A 23,588-nucleotide genomic window follows, 5' to 3' on the forward strand; every position below is an offset into this window, starting at 1 on the left:
GTTACGCCTCCTTACCTTTTTGAGTTTCATAAATTTCTTGATAAACAGGGCTTTCCTTCAATAGGGTTCGATGATCCCCCACATTGACTAAATGACCGTCATCTAGCACTAAAATACGGTCTGCTTTGACCACTGAAGAAATTTTTTGTGCAATAATAATCGTTGTTGTATCATTTAATTCTTTATTTAAAGCTTCTTTGACTAATTTTTCAGAATTGGCATCCAGTGCGCTGGTACTATCATCTAAAATTAAAACTTTAGGATCACCAATGACACCACGTGAAATCGATAAGCGTTGTTTCTGACCACCGGAGTAGTTGCTACTTCTTTCAGCAACCGGAGCATCAAAAATTTCCGCTCTTTTTTCAATAAATTCTTTTGCCTGTGCAATCCCAGTGGCGCGTTCCATATCTGTTTGGGTCGCATCTTTTTTACCTTGTTTCAAGTTATCGGCAATGGTTCCAGAAAAGAGAATCGCACGTTGTAAAACTAAAGCCACTGATTCGCGTAAATTCTTTTTATTCATTTTTTTCAAATCAATCTCTCCAACAAGGACTTCTCCTTCTGTTGGATCATATAAACGTGGAATCAGCTGTGCTAAGGTTGATTTACCTGCCCCTGTTGCCCCAACAATCCCAATCATTTCACCTGGTTCAATTTTAAAGGAAATATCTTTTAAGGTTGGTACCTCATCCCCTGGATAAGTGAAGGTCACATGTTTAAATTCAACACTTCCTGGTAAATCAACCATTGGTGCATTTTCATCATAAGTGATATCTGGCTCTGTAGACATAATTTCTTGCAGTCGGCCTAATGAAATAAAAGCTCTAGAAGACATCATCATCAGCATACCGCCAATAATAATCGACATCATAATTTGCATCAAATAATTCATAAAGGACGCAATCGCCCCAATCACTGCTGGATCTGCTTTAACCATTGTGCCAGCAAAATAAATTGCTGCAACAGTTGCCATATTCGCCACAAACATGAAGGACGGAATCATAATAGAAAATAAGGTCCCCACAGTGATTGTATGCTTGGTTAAATCATCGCTAACCGCGCTAAAACGTTTTTCCTCATTCTCTTCTTGAACAAATGATTTTACAACGCGAATCCCTAAAAGATTTTCTTTAGCTAAACCGTTTACTCGATCTAATAATTTTTGAATGATCCCAAAATGCTTACCCATTGAGCCAAAAGTAAATTTCACAATCAAAAAGACCAGCACCACTAAGACAATAATAATCCACCATAATTTTGGAATCGTCATTAGCGCTAAGATAAAGCTCCCAATAAAGAGGATGGGAATTCGAATCAGTGATTGTAAAGAGAGCATCACTAAGTTTTGCACCTGTGTAATATCATTGGTTAATCTAACTACCAAGTTCCCTGCTGAAAATTTTTCAATATTCGAAAAAGAAAAGGTTTGAATTTTTCTAAACGCACTTTCCCTAATATCTGCACTTGCACCCTGTGCTACTTTCGCCGCAGTGATTGTATTCAGTATCCCCGCAATTAACCCGATAGCTGCAATCCCAATTAAATAAATACCTGTTTGTTGCATTTTTTCAGAATCATCATTTAAAATAGCTTCTAAAACATTTTGTAAAAGCTTAGGCTGCCAAAGCTGTGAAGCAACCATTATGACCACTAAAAAAATAGAAAAAAAAGCTTCTTTTTTATATTTCTTTAAATGTTGTATTAAAATCCCCATTTAATTTATTTCCTCCATTTCATTACTCATTTTGTACACTAGTATTTTTAAGCGTTCATGATATAATAGCCTTAATATTTAACACTGTTAAATAGTGCTTTCTTAATTTAGCATTTTCACTTATAAAAAGCAAGAAAAAAAGCTAACCGTAAGGAGAGATAAAATGAGTAAACATAAGCTTTCTAGGGAAATGATTATCGAATCCGCTTTCAACTATTTACAGACCACAAAAGATCTAAAAAAGCTCTCCATGCGAAAGCTTGCAGCTGAATTAAATGTTCAAGCTCCTGCCCTTTATTGGTATTTTAAAAATAAAAATGAGCTGCTTCAGGCTCTAGCTGAAACGATTGCCGAAGCACTACCATTTCCAGATAAAAAGCAGCCTTGGCAGAGACAAATTGAAGCAGCCTGTACCAATATTTTTGATATTTATCATCAATTTCCTTGTAGTCCTGAAATAATGATGATGACGATTCCCTATACAACTGCTCGGATGCGTGCTATCAATCATTTTTTAGAGTTACTAATCGCCTCAGGCTTCTCTCTTGAATTTACCTCTCATTGTGTGGTCTCATTTAATAGTTATATTATGGGAGCCATGATGGACTTAGCAGAGGAAAAGAAGTTGCATGCAGAAGTGATTAAGCAGGATGAGCATTTTGAACAAATTTTAAAGGCCTTTAAGCAGCAATTTGAAGCAAATGATTTTTCTTATATGGAAAAGAGTTTTTCAATCAGAAAAAAGATTTCTGAAAAAGAGTCCTTTATGACAGGGATTCATTTATTGATTGCTGGTATGGAAGAGCATTTAAGCAAAGAAAAACAAGCAAAGCAGTCGTAAATTACGCCAGCTTTGCTTGTTTTATTTGTGATCAAATCGTAATTGGATACCATTTGGATCTGTTACAATAACCTGTTGTCCATGCTGTTCAAAGGGATATTGATGGTTGGTTAGTCTATTGACTAAACTTGTTAAAGCTGCTAGATCAGGTAAGACAATCGTATAGTAGAATAAACCAATTTGATGGTCTTTGATTGGGACTAAGTGCTGGCCTCCACCCCAAATATTTGCCCCAATATGATGATGATAGCCATTTGCAGCCATAAAAATAGCACCTGGCAATTCTGCTTTGACTGCCATTCCCACAACTTGCTCATAAAACCACTTCGTTTTTGCCAAATCTGAAACCTTCAAATGCACATGCCCCATGACTGTTCCAGCAACCATTCCTGTCCATTTTCTAGTTGCTGCATGAATCACACCTTCTACATCCATTTCAATCGTAATTCCATCAATGCGACCATCTGGATGAATCGTCCATTCTTCTTTTGGTTTGTCACGGTAAATTTCAATGCCATTGCCTTCAGGATCACTTAAATACAAAGCTTCACTATAGCCATGATCACTTGCGCCTTGGAGCGGATACTTCACTTGTAGTAAATGAAGCAGCATATCTCCTAAATCTGCTCTTTTAGGTAGTAAAAAGGCCATATGATACAGGCCTGTTGCTTGAGCTGATGATTCCATATTTTCAGCCGTTTGCTCAGTTAAAATGAGTAAAGTTTTTGCAGCATTTCTTGCGCCAAGTACAACTTGATTTTCATCTTGGCTTTTTATTTCAAGTCCTAATGTTGTAACATAGAAATCAACCATCTTTTCTAAGTCTTTTACTTTTAAAACAACATATCCTATCTGTGTTTGTGGTGAAATTTTTTCATTCATTACTGACCACTTCCCATTCTTTAGTCTCACTTATTTATACTCTGTTTTCAAATGAAGCGCAACGAATATGCTTACAAAAAGTAAGCTGTTTTTTAGTGAAGAAAAAAAGCACTCTCCATTTTGGAAAATGCTTTTAAACTAGCCAGTTAAATAAAGAATCTTGCATATGAATTTTTCTTATCGGTTTGCTGAAAAATAAGCTTATTAGCATCTTCAGCGATTTTATCAATCAAGGTTAAAAACATTTTCATTTTTTTAAAGTCGCCATTTATATTTAGATCTGCGACAATCACATACTTTTCGCTTTGGGCACTGAGATACTCTTCTCTTGAATAGTGATAGATACTGATTTTTTCTGACTCATGATTCAAAGAGAAGTAAACGGAAACTTCATTTTTTTCTCCTACACGCAAATGATGATAATTGTTACTTGCTTGATTTAAATACTGTTGAATTGGAAATTCTTTAAAAGCAAAGCCTTCCTCTATTTCAATCACATCCAATTTTGGCAAGCGCTCATCATAATCATAAGCGGTTAAAAAAATATTTTTTAACGAGGAGACATGCTCCGATTCGCTTAAGGTTTCATCTGCAAAATAAATCGGTTGATAATGGATATTTAAGTTTTTTCCATATTCAATACATAAATAATAGTCATAATCTGGATTTTCCATCACTTCTAACTCATATAATACTTTGGTTTCTATTTTTTCGATATATTCACTAAAATAGGCTTGTAAATTGAATTTGAGCTGCTGGGTACTTAAACGGCCATCTAAAGCAATAATCGCCAACTTTAGTTTTTTCTGTTCTAATTTAATCCGATTAATTGTTCCTAAAATAACCCCAAAAATTAAGTATTGTTCTCTAATAGAAAAAGTATAGTGATAGTGTTCAGCAAAGCTAACCGTTAATTTTTGGATGAAATAATAAATAACTGGACGCTTCATCATGCCTTTTTCATAATCATGAATACCTAAATCGATATCATCTGAGATGGACAATTTTACTTTTAAGCTGATTGGAATCATGATTTTCAGCAAGTCCTTCATCGTGGTAAAATCATCAAAAAAATTACTATTTAAATCCGCTGAAAATAGGCTCAGAATCCAATTCCTAGTTTCTTCTGCTAAGCCTACTAAAGTGCCATATCTTTCCTCTGTACAATCTGAAAAGCGATATAAATCTGTACTCATGACTGAAAGATAGGTAAAGAACTGCAACACATCATTAGGAAAATCAAAGCCTGTTAGCTGTGTTCTTAACTTATGAGTTAATTCATAAACAAAAGCATATTCCTGGGTTTGCTCAAACGCAAAATCAATGGTCGGAAAGGTTAAGGTGGGTAAGGTCTGTTGCAAGACTTGATTTCTAAAAAAGATTAAGAATAAAACAAAGCGTTCGACATATAAGTCTGAAAAAACAATTTTAGAAGTAGCTAAGGTGCTAAAGGTAATCTCTCGCATTTTTTGATAGCTTTCTTCATCACATTGAAATTGTTGATCAAAATCAGCTACGGCAAATGGGGTCTGACTGCCATCATGGAAATATTTATAAATCCGCACCATGCACAGCATCCGACCAAAAGCTTCCCCTTCAACCCAAATCCCATGATGAGCCTTTCTCATCAGCTTTAATTGATATTTACTCAACAGGTTTTCTACTTCTTTTAATTCAGCTGTCAAAGCTTCTTGAGAGGATAAATAAAGTTCAGCTAACAAATCCTCGATTTTTAAAGGGACTTTACTGGTTAATAACCTTTTAGCCAGATAGCTGACACGTAAGTCTTTATCTGTATTTAATTTTGAGGGCTGATACAATTGAAATAAGGCTTTAATTTCACTTAATAAAGCCTCTTCTTCAAATGCTAAATAATAGCCTGTTCCTCTTTTAGAACAAAGCGAAATACCAGTATCTTGTAACGTCTGCTTCATATTTTTCAAATCATTTTTAATCGTTCTAGATGTCACATGTAACTCTTCAGCAAGATACTCACTTGTTTTCGGCTCATCCGCTCGCAACAGCAACAAAAATAAGGCTTTATATCTAGCATGGTTGTCTAAAAAATACATGAGGTTTTCCTTAGTAAAAGTTGCCATTCTTTGCTTCTCTCCTATCTGATAAAAATGGGTTAAGGAATCCCTCAACCCATTCTCGCTATTTATTCTAAGTATAGCATTTTCATGTTTGCGATATCAACATCTGTCAGCCCAAGTTCCGTCGTTGCATAATGGCTCATTGTGCCATATTCTTTGATAATTTTGTCATATGAGGTTTCAATAAATTCTGCTCTTGTTTCAATTAAAGAATACAAGTAATTTAAAACGTCCTCATCTTGTGTTAGCTTTTTATAGAGCGCCATTTTTGTCTCATTACGCTTCACACGGTTTTGATAGGTTAACATATAATCTGCTACAATTTCTTCTTTAGAAACACCTAAGACACCTAAAACTAGCATAGCCCCAAAGCCTGTTCGATCTTTCCCGCCACGACAGTGTTGATCAATTGGTGCTGCTTCTGGATTCGCTACCACTTTCAGCATTTTTCCAAAGGCTGCTTTTGATTTTTCTTTTGAAACAAAGTTGTTATATTGCTCCATCACAATATCATAACGATCAACTAATGCCCCTTTATTTTTTTGTTCAATAATTGAAGCAATCAAGTTTTTATCTTCATCCTCTTTCGAGGCTTGAAATTGTGCAGACAACTCTGCTGCATGCGCATTTGGATCTAAATGATAGGTTGTTACAGCTGGATTAATTGTTGGATTTGGATATTTTTCAATTTCATCCAGGCTGCGATAATCAATAATTGTGCGAATGCCTAATTGATTTAATGCCTTTAAACCGGCATCATTTGCATTACAGATTTGGTCAGAGCGATAAAGCATGCCCCATTTAATATGTTGACCACTTTCAGTTGCATAGCCACCCATATCTCTAAAGTTATTCATATGAGGAACATCAACATTTCTTGTTGCAATCACATAGCTTTCTGCTCCCTGTTCGATAATAAAATAGGGGCGCTCAGAAATTGCTTCTAATGTGAGTGTGAATGTTGACGCTGTTGTTACAATCAGTTGTTTTTTTTGAGCTGCTTTCACATCATTGCTAGTTGTTAAAAAGACTGTAACTGTTTCGTCTTGCTTTTTTTCAGTTGTAAATATATATTCATTTTGTTCATTTTTTTCTACCTTAAACCGTTCAACCAATCCACTCGCCCCTTTTCTAGCCAATGACATGTAACATCGTTAAAGCAATTGAAATAACCATGATACCTAAAATTAGCAATGCTGCATGTTTTCCTCGTGTCTTTTGTAAAATTTTATAAACAACAAGTGTTACCAATAATGAAAGTAAGCTTGGCATGACTTTATCTAGCATGTCTTGTAATAAAATGGTGTTTTCTCCTGCAGAAATTTCGGCAACCAGGTTGACCTTCACAACAGAAGCAATCAATGAACCAATAACCATTAGACCAACAACGTTTGCCATATTAGAAACACGTTGCATCACATTATTTCCTGCACTGCCATTAATGACTTCTACACCTTTTTTATAGCCCCAATGGATACCATAATATTTAGATGCCACATTGACGATATTATATAGAAGGAACATTAAGATTGGGCCAATCACATTACCAGTAAAAGCTAGTGAAGCACCAATACTGCCACAGATTGGTAACCAAGTAAATTTCAGTAAACTATCACCAATTCCGGCAAGTGGTCCCATTAAACCTGTTTTAATTGAAACAACTGTTTCTTTTTCCTCTTCAGTTGTCGTTTCTTCAATGGCTGCTGTAATCCCTAAAATCAAGGCATCCGCATTCACATGACTGTTGAAGAACTGAAGATGGCGCTCCATGGCTGCAACCTTTTCTGCTTCTGGTTTATCTACGTATAATCTTTCTAAAACGGGGATAAAGCTTGATAAGAAACCAATTGCTTGCATGGATTCAAAGTTATTGGTAATATTTAAAACTTGCATTCTCCAAAATACTTTATTTAAATCTGATTTTGTGACTTTATTTGTATTTTCCATTACAGATCATAACCTCCATCTTCATCCATTTCGTCAACCTCTGTTGTATTCGCTACAACTACTTTTTCTCTTGATGCCATATCATAAATTAAAGCAAATGGTAAGGCAATAAATGTAATTGGTAATACAGATAAATCTAAGTAGATTGCGAGTATAAAGCCAACTAATAGAAAGACCCATAATTCAGCTTTTTTAAGCATCATTTGCATTAATAACGCAATCCCTACAGCTGGAATAATTTTTCCTGCAACGCTTAAACCATTCATAATTCCTTCTGGTAAAGCCTTAACAGCAGTTTCAATCACATCAGCGCCAAAATAAATCGCTAAGAAAGTTGGTAATGCACGAATTAAGAAAACAAAAATCATTGGAATCGCATTGATCTTAAAGATTTTACTGAAGTCACCTGTTGCTGCCCATTTTTTTGCAATTGGGTTTAAAGCAACAATACTTGAACGGTATAAAATTAATAATTGCTGTGCTAATAATGATGTTGGTACGGCTAAAGCAACAGCTGTTGCAGTTCCGCCTCCTGATAAAATTCCTAATGCCGTTCCGATGGCTGTTCCAGAAATAATGTCTGGCGCTGAGTAAGCTCCCACATTTCCAATGCCCATCCACATCACTTCTAATGTTGCTCCAATAATTAAACCACTTTGCAGGTCTCCCATTAATAGGCCAACAACAGTTGCTATCAATAGTGGACGACGAATCATTTGGGTAGACATATCATCAATTCCACAAATTCCTGCCCAAAGTGCTACAGATATCGCTGTAAACATTTAGATCACCTCTCCTAATTTGATTTTTTCATCTTTAGGTACCATTTGAATTTGAATATCGACCCCTAAGTCTAATAATTTTTTGAAAGATGCTTTTTCATCTGGTGTGACTGCGACTGTTTTAGTCAATCTTTCTCTACCTTCTTGGTAACGCATCCCACCAACGTTTAAGGCATCGATTTTTAAACCGCTTTCAATCAATTTCAATACATCATTACTTGTAGTAAATAACAACATTGTTCTACGAGTAATTGGATTATTCGCCGCAATTTCTGCAAATTTCGCTACGCCAAAAGCACGAACATTAATCCCTTGTGGTGCAGACATTTTTAAAATATTTTGTTGCATTTTGTCTCCTGCAATTTTATCGTTTAAAATAATAATTTGTTCAATCTGATAAGTATTTACCCATGTTGTTACAACTTGACCATGTATTAATCGGTCATCTATTCTACAAAATTGAATCATCTTCATCCTCTTCCTCTCTAAAACTTTCACTTGTGCGAATGGTTTGTCCTGCTTGATAGGCTTGTTGCATTAATGGAACAAGTTCTGCTGTTTCTTTCGTGCGATTAAGTAATAATTCTAATAATAGAGGTAAGCTTAACCCTGATGAAATGACTAGATTTTCTTGACCAATTAAGGCACCTGCTAAATTCATTGGTGTCCCACCAATAATATCTGTGACAACCACTAATCCTTTTGTTGTATCTAACTGCTTCACTTTTTCAAGCATTTCTTCTCTTAGTGCATCTACTTGATCTTCTAAATGGACACCAAGTGTTGCCATATTTGCTTGTTTACCAATGATTAACTCTGCACTTTTCATCGCCTCTTTTGCAAAATTACCATGACTCATTAGTAAAACTGCTACTTCACTTTCCATTGTTTAGCACCTCTCTTTTCACTTGTTTCTTACAAATTAACTATATATCGAATCTTAAAAGATTGAAAGAGAATGTTTTTCACTTTATATAGTGAAACCAAAACAGAATATGTATAGAGCTAAAAAAAGTGAGGCAAACACTCTTTATATTTGATTTTTTTCAATAAAAAAACCTTACTCATCATGTCTCAGTAAGGTTTTATTGGATATATTTAGCAGCATACTACTACTCTATACCGCTAGTTTCTTCCTAAATTAGGACGGATTCTTTGTACTACCATATAATGTCACACCATTTTCACTTTGCTCAAATCCATTTTTACGATAGAAATACTCAGCAGGATACCCCATATCTGTATCAAGAACAATGCTTGGAATATTTTTTTGACAAAGTGCCTTTTTGATTGCATTCAAAAATACTGTGCCTACACCTTTCCCTTGATAATCAGAAGCCATATAAAAAGAATCTAAGTGGTATTCAATCCCTTTATACCATGGTCTGATAAATCCTACTGATACAGCAAGTAAGGCACCAGATTCAGATAAAGCGATATAGCCCTCAAAGGTATTCATATGTAATAAGCGTTCAAAATAGCTAGTAATATCATCATAAGTAATATCATCATTCCAAGGATCTTTTGTAAAAACATCAAGATAAAGTTGAATGGCTTCATCTAAATAGTGATTGTTCCAAGTCGTGCAGGTTATTTTTTCCATCTGCTTCAATCTCCTTTATGTTTTAAAATAGCATGACATAACTAACAAGAAAAGCTTACTGATGCTATCTTTGAATCATTACCAGTAAGCTTTCTCTTCTTTATTTAAAAGTAATCATATAATTCAGGTTTTCCTTTAGGCAGCACTGTTGCAAGTAACGCTAAAGCTTCCTCTGAAGCTAGAACGCGCCCAAACTGTTGTAAGGTTGCAGCATCACGGTAGTTGAAGAATAATTGCGTAAAGCTTTGAATGCTTCCTTCAATCATTTTTTCTTTTGGTGCAATGCCTTCAAACTTCGTTAAGCTTCCTTTGCCATTTTTCACAGCTAATTTCCAAAGACCTTCATTCCAAGGTGCAGTTTGGTCACTGACTGAAAGATAAAGATTATTTTCTAAATCTGCAGCAAAAGGATAGGCTTGAATAAAAGGAACGAAGTCAACAATTCTTCCCATCATATCTGCTTTTATTTCCTGTTTGATGGTGTTTTCATCAAGTAAATAAGCAATATTTTGTTCAGGTGTTGTGATATATTGGAATTGCTTAAAGCTCATGCCATGTCCTCTAACAAAATCCCATAAATCATAAAAAGCATCTTGTTCAAGTGTTATCAATTCTTTGATGATAAAAGTCTCGCCCTCCATTTGATAAACAAGATAGCCTGTTGCTTCATTCTGTTCATTATAGTAAATTGCAAATTGACGATTTGGTGTACGCGCTTGAGTGGCTAAATAGCGCATTTCATCACGCATGAGTAACCCATGATGGGCTTTAGCGTAGGTTTCATAAACGTTTGAAATATCTGTCATTCCTTGCGCCAAATTAAGACGTCTAATCTTGCCCTTTCCTTGGCCTTTAAACTTAGGCAATTCACCTGGTTCAAAAGTTAAAATTAATTGATCAAATAACTGCTCATAACCATATTTACGATAATAACGATAAGAGAACGGCGCAAGATATGAAATGGTGATGCCATTTTCCTTCATGGTTTTTAATGCGAGCTTCATCAGATTCCCTGCATCCCCGCCACCACGATATTCTGGATAGCTGGCAACCTCACCAATTCCACCCATCTTGTAAGGAACACCAAAAACAGAAGCAATATAGTGATAAACCACCACTTGGCTAGTTAAAATGCCGTCTTGAAAAGCACCTAAAGGATAACCTCTTTTTTTCATTTCAAGATTGAGCTTTGTTCGTTCTTCACTTAATGTTTTATTAAAAGCATAACTAGCCAATGTCATTGTATCAGGATAGTAGGCCTCATCTATGATTTTATATTCAGTCATTTTTTCACTCCTTACTTTTTCAGTACTACTTTCCTATTATATCAGAAAAATGGCTCAACTTGCTTTTTTTACACTAAATACGCCATTACGTTTAATAGGTAATAACCCGTTCAGAAAGTTCGTTTTGCTCATTTAAATAAGTAATTTCCACTGCTTTTTCATCCGTTAAGAAGTGTACTTCTTTGATACTGAAACTCACATCAGCAACATGTGCAAAGTCTAATTGCTCACGCTTGATTTCTTTCCCACTAAATATTTCTTGAATCACAACATCATAGCGCAGCGCTTTATAATCACTATCCATTGTCATGACATATTCTGTTGTATAACCATAAGGGTTCCCATATCTTTTAGATGCTAGGCTATTGATTGGATCAAAAAAGGTTCGAAAGAAAACACCTGTACCGCCACCTTCATGCACCACCAAAAGTGATTCAAATTTTTCAATATTAGGGAGTCCACCGCCTAGACTCCGATCAATATCATGCCCTAGCACTTCCCCTTTTTGATCAAAAATATACCATTGATACCGCATGAACTCTTCTTCATACTTACTAATATCATAGATTTCATAAAATTCTTCTTTTACAACAGGAGAAGCATCCTGACAAGCTACATCCTCTTGTTTAGGCTTAGCTTGCTGTTCAGCAGGTTTTGAGCACCCAACTAATAAGCAAAGTAAACCACATAAAATAAGCTGGTTTTTCTTCACAATAGACCTCCGTTCATTCTTTTTATTCTATCTCTATCATACCCAAAATCAACTACCTTTCCCAGCATAAAAATAACACTGCATACAATAAACTGTATGCAGTGTTATTTTTTATATTGCTACAAATCGATTCAATTAAATCGCGATTTCTTCAGAAAATTGACTATTATATAAATCAGCATAAAAACCGTTTTTCGCCATTAACTCATCATGTGTTCCTGTTTCAACAACTGAACCATGGTTCATCACAATAATATTATCTGCGTCTCTAATGGTTGATAATCTATGAGCAACCACGAAGCTTGTACGTCCTTCAAGTAATTTACGCATCGCTTTTTGAATCAAGATTTCCGTACGCGTATCGACACTTGATGTTGCTTCATCTAAAATCAACACATCTGGATCTGCTAAGAAGGCACGAGCAATGGTTAATAATTGTCGCTGACCTTGAGAAATGTTACTTGCATCCTCATTTAAAACTGTATCATAGCCATGCGGTAATTTACGCACAAAGTCATCAACATGGGCAGCTGTTGCAGCTTCAAGAATATGATCTTCTCCTGCTTTGGTTTCATTCCCATATTTAATATTGTCATGAATGGTTCCATTAAACAGCCACGTATCTTGTAGCACCATGCCAAAGTGTTGACGAAGTTCTTCTCTGGTCATATCGCGGGTATCCACACCCTCATATTTAATGCTACCACCACTCACATCATAGAAGCGCATTAAGAGATTAATTAAAGTCGTTTTACCGGCGCCAGTTGGCCCAACAATTGCAACCATTTGACCTTTTTTGACTTCTAAATTAAAGTCAGTCATCAATAAATCTGCACCACGGTCTCCATAACCAAATTGGACATGTTCAAAAGAAACCTTAGATGGACTATTCAAAACGGCTGGAATATTGGAAGGCTCATCATTCATTTCTGCTTCATCTAACACTTCAAAAACACGTTCTGCTGAAGCAACAGTTGATTGAATCGTATTCATCAAGTTAGCAAGCTGAGTAATTGGTTGTGAAAATTGGCTTGTATATTGCAAGAAAGCTTGGACATTACCAATTGTCATTGTCCCATTTGCTACCGCAACTCCACCTAATACAGCGACAAAAACATACCCTACATTTTTAATAAAATTCATTAATGGCATGATTAAGCCTGAAATAAATTGTGCTTTCCAAGAAACATTTAACAGCTTTTCATTTTCTTTTTCAAATACATCAATTGATGCTTGTTCACGATTGAAAGCTTTCACGACTACGTGACCGCTATACGTTTCTTCTACTTGGTTATTCAGCAAACCTAATGTTTTTTGCTGACTGGCAAATAATTTTTGTGATTTTGGTGCCACAATGCCAACAACAATTAAGCTAAGAGGCACTGTCGCGAGTGCTACTAAGGTTAATTTCCCACTAATTGTAAGCATCATATAGAGTACCCCAAAGAACATCACAAGACTTGTAACCATTTGAGTTAAACTTTGTTGTAGGGTATTGGCAATATTATCCATATCATTGACTGCACGAGATAAAATATCCCCATTTGTATGGGTATCATAATATTTCATTGGCACTTTATTCATTTTATCTTTTAAGTCTCTACGTAAATCAAACACCGTTCTTTGAGACACACGTGTCATAATAAATTGTTGTAGGAAACTAAAGATGGCTGAGCCAATATAAAGCAATGCTACTGTAAACAGAATCGTTTTAACCGCATCAAAATCAATAGTGATTGGTGCATCTGCTACACCGCTCATTCTTAATTTCATGGCTGTTGCAAAGCCTTCAAAAATTTTCGTAGTGGCTTCCCCTAAGACTTTTGGAGATTGAATTTGGAAAACCGTTGCTGCAATCGCTAAAACGAATACCACTAAAATGGCAATTGAACGACCAGACATATATTTTAATAAACGTTTGACTGTTGGCCAAAAGTTTTTTGCTTTTTCTGCTGGCATTCTAGCACCAGGACCACCGCCGCCAGGACCTTTCCCAGTTTTTGGTGCTGTTTTTACGTTATTTTTTGTTTCACTCATGCAATTTCCTCCTCTCTAAGTTGAGAGCTAATAATCTCTTGATAGGTCACATTTGTTTCTTTTAATTCTTGATGTGTTCCAATTCCAGCAACCTGTCCTTCATCTAACACAATAATAATATCCGCATCCACTACTGTACTAATGCGTTGTGCAACAAGGACAACAATTGCTTCTTTTATTTCTGGTTTTAATGCTTTTCTTAGTGCTGCATCCGTCTTAAAGTCTAAAGCTGAAAAAGAATCATCGAAAACATACACATCTGGTTGTTTTACTAGTGCTCTAGCAATCGCCAAACGTTGTTTTTGTCCACCAGAGAAGTTGCCTCCTCCTTGTTCTACAAAGGTATCTAAGCCATCAGGCAACTCTGAAACAAAATCTTTAGATTGTGCAATTTCCAACGCTTTCCAAATTTCTTCATCTGTTGCATCTTTTTTACCATATTGTAGATTATCACGAATACTTCCTGTAAAAAGGACTGCTTTTTGAGGAACAAATCCTACACGGTTACGCAAATCATGTTGTTTCATTTCCCTAATATCGATCCCATCAATTTTAATTTCTCCAGATTCGACATCATAAAAGCGCGGAATTAAATTTGAGAGAGAAGATTTACCTGAACCTGTTCCACCAATAATGGCCACTACCTGACCATTTTTCGCATGAAAATCAATCTCTTTAAGAGCTAGATTTTCTGCACCTTGATAGCGGAAATCCACATGATTAAAGTCTAGCGTTCCTTGTTTAGTTGTCGGTAATTGAGCTGGTGTTTTAGGATCATTAATCTTACTTTCCATATCTAATACTTCATTAATACGCGCTGCTGAAGCCTGTCCACGTGGGACAAATACAAAGACCATTGAAAGCATCATAAAACTCATTAAAATTTGCATCGCATAGGTCATAAAGGAAATTAAGTTCCCCACTTCAAGTGTGCCATCTGCAATATAATGTCCACCATTCCAAATAATCGCAATATTGGTTGCACTCATGATAAAGGTCATCACAGGTAGCATAAAGCTCATAATGGTATTCACTTTAATCGCTGTATTGGTATAATCCTGGTTGGCTTCTTTAAAACGATCTGCTTCATAGTTTGACCGATTAAAGGCTCGAATCACACGAATCCCCGTTAAGCCCTCACGGAAAACTAAGTTTAATTTATCTGTTTTCTTTTGAATTGATTTAAACAAAGGGACTGCAAATACCATCACAAGCCCAATAAAAATCGCTAGGACTGGTAAAACAATAATGAAGATTTTGGTTAATTGCGCATCTTTACTATATGCAAGGAAGCTTGCACCAATTAACATAATCGGTGCCATAATCATCATTCTTAAAAACATCATCACGACATTTTGAATTTGTACCACATCATTGGTAGTACGTGTAATCAGTGATGCTGTACCTACTTGATCAAATTCATCATTTGAAAAGTTGCTGACTTTTTTATAAATATCAGAACGCAGCGTTTTCCCTAATTTTTGTGATTCTCTTGATGCTAATAAAACATTTCCTGTAGCTGCTGCAATACTAATTAATGAAAAGCCTAGCATTTTAAAGCCGACTTGCCAAATATAATCCGTATCTCCTTTTGCTACACCATTGTTAATAATATCCGCAGTTAATGTTGGTAAGTATAAATCACTGATTACTTGAATAATCATGAAAAAGACTGCACCTAACACAACCCATAGGGACATTCGTTTTGCTAATTTCATCATATTTGTGTTTCCCCCTCTATCTTCAAAATGGTGCTTACTTATTTACGATAAACCCCATTTTTTATCCACTTCATTTTTAAATTAAAATTTTGAATGATTTGCTCTTTAGATAAATCCGCTGAAAAACCATCCCCAATTGTTTGAAACATAATCGTCATTAAGAGGCGCATCAGCATTTCAGATTCTTCCTCATTCTCAATATTTAATAACTCCATATCAATCAATTGAATGAATTTTTTTTGCATATCTGCATGCTTTTCTTGACGACTTTTAATAAGATCGGGTGTTATTTTTCTTGAAGCACGATAATCCATTCTTAAAAACATATTTTTAAAAAATTGCTGATTCTTTTCTTCTAACAACAAATCCACAGTTTGTACAAAGTAGTCTTCAAAAGCAGAAATAAAATCACCATCATGAACTTTAATCGCATTTAAAAACATTTTTTTATTGTCCTTTTTAATACAACTAAAATAGTAGTAAAACAAATCCTCTTTATCTTCAAAATATTGATAAAAGCTGCCTCTTGGTATTTCCGCATGCTTGACGATATTTGCGATTGATGCTTCGCTAAGGGATGTTCTGGAAAATTCTATTCGTGCGGCCTCCAATAAACGTGCTTGCTTATCTTTTGGTAAATTAAAAAATGTTTTAGTTGGCATTGACTTTCCCTCCTGACTCAGCTAATTTATGACACGGTGTCATTTACGTTTTCTTATTATATATGACAGCGTGTCACATTGCAAGAAAAAGATATTCAGCTTTTTTTAATGAAGCGTTTTCTTATTAAATGTTCTTAAAAAAACCAGTCCTAGCTGATTTTATACCACTTATTAAGTTTTTATTTAGCTGCTCTAATGAACGTTTTTTTGAATGACATACTGAAAGTCGAAAGAAATTTTTAGCTAAGTAGCAACTATTTTATAAAGCTACATATTTAAATGAATACAAGAAAAAATGACATGAGGGCGAGACAAAACGTTAACGTTTTGTCTCGCCCTTTAAATTACTTTTAAAAAACCATAAATTACCTCTATAGACGGTGGCCAAAAGACAGGTTCGGTCTGCAATTGTCAAGAATCACTGTAAACCTAGTGAACAGATGCTAATGCTAATTGATACCTACTACGCTTCGATCACAACAACTTGAATAGGGTTCAGAGTCAAACTGCGTTTAATCTGTATCATGTTTCTAAGGATTAAAATCCTAAGAAGCATGACAACTTATCCAACTCAATTTGCTGAATCGCATGATTGATTTTTTTACTAAACGCATCAACATTTGAAGACTTAGAAGTTGTGGTAACAGCATCTACATCAGCAGGCTGCTTTGTCCAATTTCCAGAATCTGCTGTTACAAATAATTGAACTTTATCAAAATCAGCTTCCTCTTTAATAAATCTTACAGCTTTTTCTGGTAAGTCATTACTTTGGACAGTGGTGACTAACAATATGCCATCCCATTCACTTTGTTTCACTTGACTGATTGTGGAAATATCTTGTATTTGAATCAAAATATCCTTTCCTTTAAATTGCTTTTCCACCTCTTCCATCACTGCATCTTTAAAACTACTTTGTTGTGTTAAAATCAGCACTTTTGTATCGGACTTTTCTTCTTTATTAATCGTCTGACTTTCTGCAATACCTTGCGTTCTCATGTAACGATAAGTGAACGCTCCTCCTAAAAAAAGGAAGATACACGCACTGATTGTGATAACCCCAACTTTGGTTGATTTTCTCATTGTTGTTCCTCTTTTCTTTGATTGTTTATTTTTGAATCATCTGATTTCAGGATGTTAACGATAGCCTAACACCAAATAAGTAACAGCACCCCCGATAGCCATTAAAAGACAGGCAGCAATTATGATGAAACAGATTTTTTTTAATAGTTGCATTCTTTTCCCTCTATTCTTTAGTTGATTCGAAAAGTTGAACATTTCTTCGCTTTTATACCAAAAACTAATAGACATACACCAGTCGCAATCAAGCTCAATTTTGTTATTTTCTTCATTTTTTTACCTCGCTTTCTTCTTACTCATAGCGCAATGCTTCAGTTGGATCTAATTTTGCCCCTCTACTAGCTGGGTAAAGTGCAAATAGAATACCTAATACTAGCGTAATACCTAGTGTCACTAGCATATTTAAGACACTCATTTGAATCACCTGACTAAACCCAATTTGCGTTTGAATAATGGGATTTGCAATGGTACTGAGCCCTAATGCAATGCCTATTGATAAGATATTCGATGTCAACATGATATAAAGGGCTTCACTGATGAATAAATAGCGAATATGTTTCTTTTTATAACCAATTGCACGCAATACACCGATTTCCTTCGTACGCTCTACAACACCGATATAAAGGACAACTGCAATCATGACCCCTGCAACAATCAATGATAAACCTGCAATAAATGAAATTAAGTACACAATAATCGTTGTAAATTGTGTAATCATCTCAAGAAAAGCGACACCGTTTGTAATTTGATAGTTTTCAAAATCAGGATGATTTTTATATTTCTCAATAATTGGCTCTACCTCGTCTGGTGTGTTTGCAAACCCATCAACGCTATAAATATCTTTTGTTAATCCTCCTGCTGTTAGGAGTTGCTCATAGCTGACTTGACTCATTAGAAAGCCTTGTACAAAACCTTCTTCTTCTGGATTTAGGACACCACTGATAATTGTCTCAGTTTTACTCATTCCTACCTCAGAGGTTCTGACTGAGGTAACAATCGTTATTTTTTTCCCAACTAATCCTTCGGTATTTTCTTTTGTTAAATCATCCACACTTTCCAAATTCAACATATTTTTAGCAACCTCTGAAGGGAGTAAGATGCCTTCCTCTTTTGTTGTAAACATCTTTCCAACTAATAAATAGCCTTCTTCAACTGAATATTGTTCATAACGCGCATCTGATAATACGGCTTCTTGTGCATCTGCTGGTGGAACCTCTGCTAACAGTTCTCCTTCATATTCAAATCTCACACCCAAAACATGTGATGTTTGATAGGTTTCTGTTACATTTTCTGTTTGATACATTTTTTCCAATTTTTTTATTTCTTCATCTGTTAATGGCGCGGATGCTCTTGGCGGTCCACCAGCTCCTTCTTCTCGGTAAAATGCGGTAATCTGATTAGGAGAATAAGCTGTATTAAACAAATCAGCCACAACACGATTAATGCCATTTCCTAATCCTAATGCTAATAGAATTGCAATGATTCCAATTGAAGTACCTAATGCGACAAGAACATTTCTTAATTTCCGATTCATAAAGTTTTTAAAACCTAATTTTAAAATTGAGAGTGGTGATAACGTTGATTTTGATTTCTTTTCTTCAAAAAAGACAGGTGTTTTCTTCTTTTTTATTGTTATCTTAGTTGCTTTCGCATCTAGCACACCATCTTTCAAACGTAGTACTTTTGTCGCTTCATTGATATAGGCTTCCTCATGAGTTACGACAACAATGGTTTTACCTTCAGCGGCTAAAGATTTTAAAATATTCATGATTTCAGTCGCTGTTTTTGAATCAAGGGCACCTGTTGGCTCATCTGCAAAAATAATATCTGGATTATTTGCTAATGATCTAGCAATCGCCACACGTTGTTTTTGTCCACCAGATAATTGATTGGGTTTCTTTTTACTAAATTCACCTAACCCAACTTTTTCTAGCAATTCTTGTGCCCGTTGATTGCGGGCTTCATTGGATAAATGTTTATCTAAATAAAGAGGCATTTTGACATTTTCTAAAATACTCATATGCCCTACTAAGTTAAAACTTTGAAAAATAAAGCCAATTGTATTTTTATGGTAATCATCTAAGCCCTTCTTAGAAAGAGGCTTTCCAGAGAGGATGACCTCTCCTTCATAAGAAGTATCTAGTCCACTAATAATGTTCAATAAAGTTGATTTCCCACTGCCACTTGGCCCTAAAATAACCGCAAAATCTCCTGCTTCAAAAGTAAAATTAATATCTTTTAAAACGGATTCTGTTAACCCTTTTGCTTGTGGGTATGATTTACTAATATGCTTCATTTCTAACATGTCATTCACTCCTCCTTCTTTCTTCTTAACGTTTTTTAATCAAAAGATATTCTTTAAACTGTGTATCAATAAAGATTGCAAATGCCGAAAAGAAGAGATTCCAGAGAATGGATTCCAGACTAACACTTAAATAGCCATTTGGAAAAACAGTGAAATCTGTCGCAAGTTCAAAAGTTAAAAATTGTGTTCGAATCAAGAGACAAATACTAAATACAATCAATACCAACGCAACACTCCCCAGCTTAGCCATTCGTTTATTCTGAATAAGATGATTCATCCAGTAAAAGGGCATTAATAAGTAACTACTAAACATTGTTGCAAGTAAACAGACAAAGGCTAATACCTGTGGTAGATACAATATATTTTGCCAATCAAAGGTACCATTTAAGAGCTGAAACAGAAGAAGAAATAGCCCTTGAATAACTATCAATAGCGTTACCCAACCATATAATGTTAAAAACTTAATGATTGTTTTTTTGCCCTCACCTAAAGCAGAAAATGAAACCAAGGTTTTAGTTTTCTGACTAGTATCTAGCTTCATTATCTGTGTGGCACTATAAATAACACTACCTATTGTGAATATAATAGGGATGAACCAGCCACGTTCTATCCCCCTTGACTCATTTCCTAGTAGCAATAAACTTAATCCGATTAGATTCAGACATACTTGAATGAGTAAAACCGTCAGTACTTTCTGCTTCAATAACTGATAATAAAACATCACACTTGCTTTCATTTTCTCAACTCCTCTTGATAAAATTCAATCAGCGACTGCTGCGATTTTTCACGGATATCGTCTATTTCAATATGCGCTCTAATGGTGCCATCTTTCATCATTAATGCTTCATCACAAATTTGTTCAAATTCACCAATTAAATGTGTGGCAATGATGAAGCTCGCATCTGGTGACGTCTCAGAAATAATTAAGCGGACTAAATCTAAGCGTGTTTCTAAATCTAAATTGGTAAAAGGCTCATCTAATAAATAGAGTGGAACTTCTCTTGCCAAAATAAAACTCAGCTTTACTTTCATTTGTTGCCCTAAAGAAAGACTTTGATAAGATTGATTATGACCTAATTGAAAAGTCAAAATAAATCTTTTAAAAGAGTCCTCATTAAAATCTGGAAAAAGTGCACCGCCATATTTTCCAATTTCACTAATCAGCCAATGTGTTGGGAAGGTTAAATCAGCTGATAAGTAGGCTGTTCTTCTTCGTAGAATCTCATTTGTTTCAAGATGATTTTCTGCAATTAAATGGTTTTCTAATTGAACAGCTCCCTGTAGCACCTTACTTTGACCACCTATTATATTCAATAAAGTTGTTTTTCCAGCGCCATTTGACCCAATTAAAAGAACCAATTTGCCTTTGTTCACTTTGAAACTAATATCTTTTAAGACTTCATTTGACCCAATATTTTTCTTCATATGCTCCACAATTAATAGCTCATTTCCATTACTCATTTTCTTCCCCTCTTTCCTTTTCATTGATAAAAAGTGTGACTTCTTCATAGATTTGGTCATCTGAATAATCTAATTCCTGCATCTCTTTAAAAAAAAGACTCACATGATGATTGGCTAATTGCTTTCTTAATTTTTCAAGTAAATGCTCATCATCCGTTACAAAATTACCCTTTCCTCGCTTACTCATTAATAAATCTCCCTCTTCCAAAACCCGATAGGCTCGCTGCACAGTATTAGGTGTAACACCTAATTCAACGGATAACACTCTAACTGATGGAACTTGCTTGCCTATTGACCATTGACTGGTCACAATCTTTATTTTTACCCAATCTACAATTTGTAAATAAATGGCTCGTTGATGATCAAATTTCATTTTATTGCTCCTTCCTGTTTGACTGTATGAGTGTGGTCATACGCTTATCCATAATATAAAGCCAAACAAAAAAGCCATTTATGTTAAAAACATAAATGGCTTTCATTTTCCCCTATCATTTAAACATATCATTCGCTAAAATCCCTTACGGCTCTAAGTGTTCACATTTGTCACAATTTCAACGGATATTTTTGAATATCAGGGGTTTTTTGCTATTTTTTATGAATCCTTCTTCCTGTAAACGTTTAAATTCCTTGGAGATATTTCCTTGTGAGGTTCTACAAAACTTAGCCAATATCCCTTGAGACAGAAAGGTTGGTAAGAGAATATTCTCTCCCTTTTTTTCACCTAGCTCCTCACCTAAAAAAAGCAACGCCTCTTTTAATCGCTCTGTTGGTTTTTTTGCAACAATGTTCATGATGGCATAATGTCTTTGAAATATTTCTGCAATAATTCCTAATAAGATATCATTCAATGTGGGGTGCATAGAGAGTGCTGTTAATAGAAATTCCTTATCTATCACTAAGATTTCTGCATCCGTTAAAGCATTAATGATCACTTCTTTCCCATCATCATGATGAACTTCTTTTGAAAAGGCATGAATACCGACAAAGTCAGCAGGTGTGACAAAAGTTGTGATTTGATTTTTTTCTCCTTCTTGATGCACCTCAACCGCTAAATACCCCGTCAACATCACAAAAACGGTTTTCTTTTTGCTCTCTTGTCTGAATAGGCTGGTATTTTTTTTAATTGAACGATATTGTATGTAGTCCTCATAGGAAGGTACTTGTTTAAGAAAAGTAATAATCGCTTCAACATTAGCTTTTTTTGAGTGAGAAATATCCATGGTAAATGTTCTCCTTACATTGATTAATAATTTTATTATAGCAGAAAAAACAAGTTTTTTTAACTTTGCATTGGTCACTAACTTATAGTAAGATAGTATTTGTTCTTAAAATTATAAAAATTAGAAAGAGGTACATGTTTTATGTCTAAAGTATTAGTAGTTAAAGCACATCCATTAACAGGAGAAGCTTCAAATTCTATTCGCGTTGCAGATGCATTTATCACAGCATATAAAGAAACCAATCATTTTGATCATATTGAAGAATTAAGTCTATATACAAGCTTTATCCCTGAAATTGATGAAGAAATTTTAATGGCTTGGGGAATGCTAGCAAATGGCGAAAGCTTTGAAAAACTATCACAGTCTCAACAAGATAAAGTTTCTCGCTTCAATGAATTAACAGAAAAATTCTTAGATGCAGATAAAATTGTGATTGCAAACCCATTATGGAATCTAAGTATTCCAACTCGTCTAAAAGCATGGATTGATACAGTAGTTGTTTCAGGAACCTCCTTTAAATATACTGCTGAAGGTCCCGTTGGTTTGATTAAAGGCAAAAAATTACTACACATTCAATCTAATGGTGGTATATATAAAGAACAAGATCCTGCAAGTCAATATATTAAAACAATTTTCGGATTTATTGGTGTAGTAGATCAACAACAAGTTTTCCTAGAAGGGGTTAATTATGACCCTTCTCAAACAGAAAGTATCGTATTAGAAGGTATTCAAAAAGCAGTGAAAATTGCTCAAACATTCTAATTTTCAACGGATAAAATCAAATAATTTAATGAAGGCAATAGAAAAAAAATTTCTATTGAGGGCGAGACAAAACGTTAACGTTTTGTCTCGCCCTCTTAAATTGCTTCTGAAAAACCATATATTACCTCTATAGACGGTGGCCAAAAGGCAGGTTCGGTCTGCAATTGTCAAGAACCACTGTAAACGCAGTGAACAGATGCTGATTGATACCTACTACGCTACGCTTCGATCACAACAACTTTATAAGGTTCAGAGTCAAACTGCGTTTGATCTGTATCATGTTTCTAAGGATTAAAATCCTAAGAAGCATGACAATGCTAGAGTTGCTAAGAATCACGGAGAACAAAGTGATTCGATGATGAATAGTACCTACTTGGTGCTCGAACCTAAACGCCTTTTGTCTCAACTGCACTACTAAAGCGTTCTAATACTCTTTCAAAATACGAAATCCTCACTATCCATCCAAGAGTAAAAACA

General features: G+C 35.1%; 22 protein-coding genes. 2 read left to right on the forward strand and 20 right to left on the reverse strand.

Translation table 11 applies throughout. From position 1 onward, the window contains the following. Position 1 precedes the first annotated feature (1 nt). The gene (locus BMW29_RS08175; protein ID WP_092652264.1) at positions 2 to 1,717 is read right to left on the reverse strand and encodes an ABC transporter ATP-binding protein; all 1,716 of its coding nucleotides are present in this window, start codon (positions 1,715 to 1,717) and stop codon (positions 2 to 4) included. A 163-nt stretch (positions 1,718 to 1,880) separates the two neighbouring features. Between BMW29_RS08175 and BMW29_RS14165 the strand changes: the two genes are divergently transcribed. After that, a complete protein-coding gene (locus BMW29_RS14165; RefSeq protein ID WP_092652266.1) occupies positions 1,881 to 2,558 on the forward strand; it encodes a TetR/AcrR family transcriptional regulator in 678 nt (225 codons plus the stop codon). Between the two features lie 21 nt (positions 2,559 to 2,579). Here BMW29_RS14165 and BMW29_RS08185 read toward each other — a convergent pair whose 3' ends face one another. From BMW29_RS08185 to BMW29_RS08275, 19 genes are all read right to left on the reverse strand, one after another. Further along, entirely contained in the window at positions 2,580 to 3,440 is an 861-nt protein-coding gene (locus BMW29_RS08185; protein WP_092652268.1) for a VOC family protein, read from the reverse strand. A gap of 146 nt (positions 3,441 to 3,586) precedes the next feature. Then, a complete protein-coding gene (locus tag BMW29_RS08190) occupies positions 3,587 to 5,539 on the reverse strand; it encodes a BglG family transcription antiterminator (protein WP_092652270.1) in 1,953 nt (650 codons plus the stop codon). 62 nt (positions 5,540 to 5,601) lie between these two features. After that, positions 5,602 to 6,651: a tyrosine-protein phosphatase gene (locus BMW29_RS08195; RefSeq protein WP_092652272.1), complete on the reverse strand. Its 1,050-nt coding sequence runs from the start codon at positions 6,649 to 6,651 to the stop codon at positions 5,602 to 5,604. Positions 6,652 to 6,667: 16 nt separating this feature from the next. Continuing rightward, a complete protein-coding gene (locus BMW29_RS08200) occupies positions 6,668 to 7,483 on the reverse strand; it encodes a PTS system mannose/fructose/sorbose family transporter subunit IID (protein WP_092652274.1) in 816 nt (271 codons plus the stop codon). Beyond that, positions 7,483 to 8,265 carry a PTS mannose/fructose/sorbose/N-acetylgalactosamine transporter subunit IIC gene (locus BMW29_RS08205; protein WP_092652276.1) on the reverse strand — a complete coding sequence of 261 codons (783 nt, stop codon included), beginning with the start codon at positions 8,263 to 8,265 and terminating at the stop codon, positions 7,483 to 7,485. Before BMW29_RS08205 ends, BMW29_RS08200 begins: the two co-directional genes overlap by 1 nt. Next, complete coding sequence (locus BMW29_RS08210; RefSeq protein WP_092652278.1) at positions 8,266 to 8,733, reverse strand: PTS sugar transporter subunit IIB; 468 nt, start codon at positions 8,731 to 8,733, stop codon at positions 8,266 to 8,268. It abuts the gene before it with no gap. Then, complete coding sequence (locus tag BMW29_RS08215; protein WP_092652280.1) at positions 8,717 to 9,151, reverse strand: PTS sugar transporter subunit IIA; 435 nt, start codon at positions 9,149 to 9,151, stop codon at positions 8,717 to 8,719. Before BMW29_RS08215 ends, BMW29_RS08210 begins: the two co-directional genes overlap by 17 nt. A 255-nt stretch (positions 9,152 to 9,406) precedes the next feature. Next, the gene (locus BMW29_RS08220; RefSeq protein ID WP_092652282.1) at positions 9,407 to 9,868 is read right to left on the reverse strand and encodes a GNAT family N-acetyltransferase; all 462 of its coding nucleotides are present in this window, start codon (positions 9,866 to 9,868) and stop codon (positions 9,407 to 9,409) included. A gap of 104 nt (positions 9,869 to 9,972) precedes the next feature. Beyond that, entirely contained in the window at positions 9,973 to 11,154 is a 1,182-nt protein-coding gene (locus BMW29_RS08225) for a GNAT family N-acetyltransferase (RefSeq protein WP_092652284.1), read from the reverse strand. Between the two features lie 91 nt (positions 11,155 to 11,245). Beyond that, the gene (locus BMW29_RS08230) at positions 11,246 to 11,866 is read right to left on the reverse strand and encodes a hypothetical protein (RefSeq protein ID WP_092652286.1); all 621 of its coding nucleotides are present in this window, start codon (positions 11,864 to 11,866) and stop codon (positions 11,246 to 11,248) included. A 135-nt stretch (positions 11,867 to 12,001) separates the two neighbouring features. Beyond that, positions 12,002 to 13,903: an ABC transporter ATP-binding protein gene (locus BMW29_RS08235; RefSeq protein ID WP_092652288.1), complete on the reverse strand. Its 1,902-nt coding sequence runs from the start codon at positions 13,901 to 13,903 to the stop codon at positions 12,002 to 12,004. Next, positions 13,900 to 15,624 carry an ABC transporter ATP-binding protein gene (locus tag BMW29_RS08240; RefSeq protein ID WP_092652290.1) on the reverse strand — a complete coding sequence of 575 codons (1,725 nt, stop codon included), beginning with the start codon at positions 15,622 to 15,624 and terminating at the stop codon, positions 13,900 to 13,902. Before BMW29_RS08240 ends, BMW29_RS08235 begins: the two co-directional genes overlap by 4 nt. Positions 15,625 to 15,662: 38 nt before the next feature. Beyond that, positions 15,663 to 16,286, reverse strand: a complete 624-nt coding sequence (locus BMW29_RS08245) for a TetR/AcrR family transcriptional regulator (protein WP_092652292.1) — start codon at positions 16,284 to 16,286, stop codon at positions 15,663 to 15,665. Between the two features lie 537 nt (positions 16,287 to 16,823). Beyond that, positions 16,824 to 17,366, reverse strand: a complete 543-nt coding sequence (locus tag BMW29_RS08250; protein ID WP_092652294.1) for a hypothetical protein — start codon at positions 17,364 to 17,366, stop codon at positions 16,824 to 16,826. 289 nt (positions 17,367 to 17,655) lie between these two features. Continuing rightward, the gene (locus BMW29_RS08255; protein WP_092652296.1) at positions 17,656 to 19,668 is read right to left on the reverse strand and encodes an ABC transporter ATP-binding protein/permease; all 2,013 of its coding nucleotides are present in this window, start codon (positions 19,666 to 19,668) and stop codon (positions 17,656 to 17,658) included. Between the two features lie 25 nt (positions 19,669 to 19,693). Then, positions 19,694 to 20,404: a hypothetical protein gene (locus BMW29_RS08260; RefSeq protein WP_092652298.1), complete on the reverse strand. Its 711-nt coding sequence runs from the start codon at positions 20,402 to 20,404 to the stop codon at positions 19,694 to 19,696. After that, a complete protein-coding gene (locus BMW29_RS08265) occupies positions 20,401 to 21,129 on the reverse strand; it encodes an ATP-binding cassette domain-containing protein (protein ID WP_177165724.1) in 729 nt (242 codons plus the stop codon). The genes BMW29_RS08260 and BMW29_RS08265 overlap by 4 nt, the downstream gene beginning before the upstream one ends. Then, the gene (locus BMW29_RS08270) at positions 21,122 to 21,502 is read right to left on the reverse strand and encodes a GntR family transcriptional regulator (protein ID WP_092652302.1); all 381 of its coding nucleotides are present in this window, start codon (positions 21,500 to 21,502) and stop codon (positions 21,122 to 21,124) included. Before BMW29_RS08270 ends, BMW29_RS08265 begins: the two co-directional genes overlap by 8 nt. A gap of 178 nt (positions 21,503 to 21,680) precedes the next feature. Further along, positions 21,681 to 22,349 (reverse strand): Crp/Fnr family transcriptional regulator, encoded by a 669-nt coding sequence (locus BMW29_RS08275; protein WP_092652304.1) that lies wholly within the window; start codon positions 22,347 to 22,349, stop codon positions 21,681 to 21,683. A gap of 141 nt (positions 22,350 to 22,490) precedes the next feature. Here BMW29_RS08275 and BMW29_RS08280 point away from each other — a divergent pair, with 141 nt between their 5' ends. Beyond that, positions 22,491 to 23,111 carry an NAD(P)H-dependent oxidoreductase gene (locus BMW29_RS08280; protein WP_092652306.1) on the forward strand — a complete coding sequence of 207 codons (621 nt, stop codon included), beginning with the start codon at positions 22,491 to 22,493 and terminating at the stop codon, positions 23,109 to 23,111. The last annotated feature ends 477 nt before the right edge of the window (positions 23,112 to 23,588 follow it).

It is taken from the genome of Isobaculum melis (genome assembly GCF_900111355.1).
GTDB lineage: Bacteria > Bacillota > Bacilli > Lactobacillales > Carnobacteriaceae > Isobaculum > Isobaculum melis.

Coding starts and splice junctions, on each gene's coding strand:
- BMW29_RS08175 (WP_092652264.1), bottom strand. CDS start 1,717: ATGGGGATTTTAATACAACATTTAAAGAAATATAAAAAAGAAGCTTTT.
- BMW29_RS14165 (WP_092652266.1), top strand. CDS start 1,881: ATGAGTAAACATAAGCTTTCTAGGGAAATGATTATCGAATCCGCTTTC.
- BMW29_RS08185 (WP_092652268.1), bottom strand. CDS start 3,440: ATGAATGAAAAAATTTCACCACAAACACAGATAGGATATGTTGTTTTA.
- BMW29_RS08190 (WP_092652270.1), bottom strand. CDS start 5,539: ATGGCAACTTTTACTAAGGAAAACCTCATGTATTTTTTAGACAACCAT.
- BMW29_RS08200 (WP_092652274.1), bottom strand. CDS start 7,483: ATGGAAAATACAAATAAAGTCACAAAATCAGATTTAAATAAAGTATTT.
- BMW29_RS08205 (WP_092652276.1), bottom strand. CDS start 8,265: ATGTTTACAGCGATATCTGTAGCACTTTGGGCAGGAATTTGTGGAATT.
- BMW29_RS08210 (WP_092652278.1), bottom strand. CDS start 8,733: ATGATTCAATTTTGTAGAATAGATGACCGATTAATACATGGTCAAGTT.
- BMW29_RS08215 (WP_092652280.1), bottom strand. CDS start 9,151: ATGGAAAGTGAAGTAGCAGTTTTACTAATGAGTCATGGTAATTTTGCA.
- BMW29_RS08220 (WP_092652282.1), bottom strand. CDS start 9,868: ATGGAAAAAATAACCTGCACGACTTGGAACAATCACTATTTAGATGAA.
- BMW29_RS08225 (WP_092652284.1), bottom strand. CDS start 11,154: ATGACTGAATATAAAATCATAGATGAGGCCTACTATCCTGATACAATG.
- BMW29_RS08235 (WP_092652288.1), bottom strand. CDS start 13,903: ATGAGTGAAACAAAAAATAACGTAAAAACAGCACCAAAAACTGGGAAA.
- BMW29_RS08240 (WP_092652290.1), bottom strand. CDS start 15,624: ATGATGAAATTAGCAAAACGAATGTCCCTATGGGTTGTGTTAGGTGCA.
- BMW29_RS08245 (WP_092652292.1), bottom strand. CDS start 16,286: ATGCCAACTAAAACATTTTTTAATTTACCAAAAGATAAGCAAGCACGT.
- BMW29_RS08250 (WP_092652294.1), bottom strand. CDS start 17,366: ATGAGAAAATCAACCAAAGTTGGGGTTATCACAATCAGTGCGTGTATC.
- BMW29_RS08255 (WP_092652296.1), bottom strand. CDS start 19,668: ATGTTAGAAATGAAGCATATTAGTAAATCATACCCACAAGCAAAAGGG.
- BMW29_RS08260 (WP_092652298.1), bottom strand. CDS start 20,404: ATGAAAGCAAGTGTGATGTTTTATTATCAGTTATTGAAGCAGAAAGTA.
- BMW29_RS08265 (WP_177165724.1), bottom strand. CDS start 21,129: ATGAGTAATGGAAATGAGCTATTAATTGTGGAGCATATGAAGAAAAAT.
- BMW29_RS08270 (WP_092652302.1), bottom strand. CDS start 21,502: ATGAAATTTGATCATCAACGAGCCATTTATTTACAAATTGTAGATTGG.
- BMW29_RS08275 (WP_092652304.1), bottom strand. CDS start 22,349: ATGGATATTTCTCACTCAAAAAAAGCTAATGTTGAAGCGATTATTACT.
- BMW29_RS08280 (WP_092652306.1), top strand. CDS start 22,491: ATGTCTAAAGTATTAGTAGTTAAAGCACATCCATTAACAGGAGAAGCT.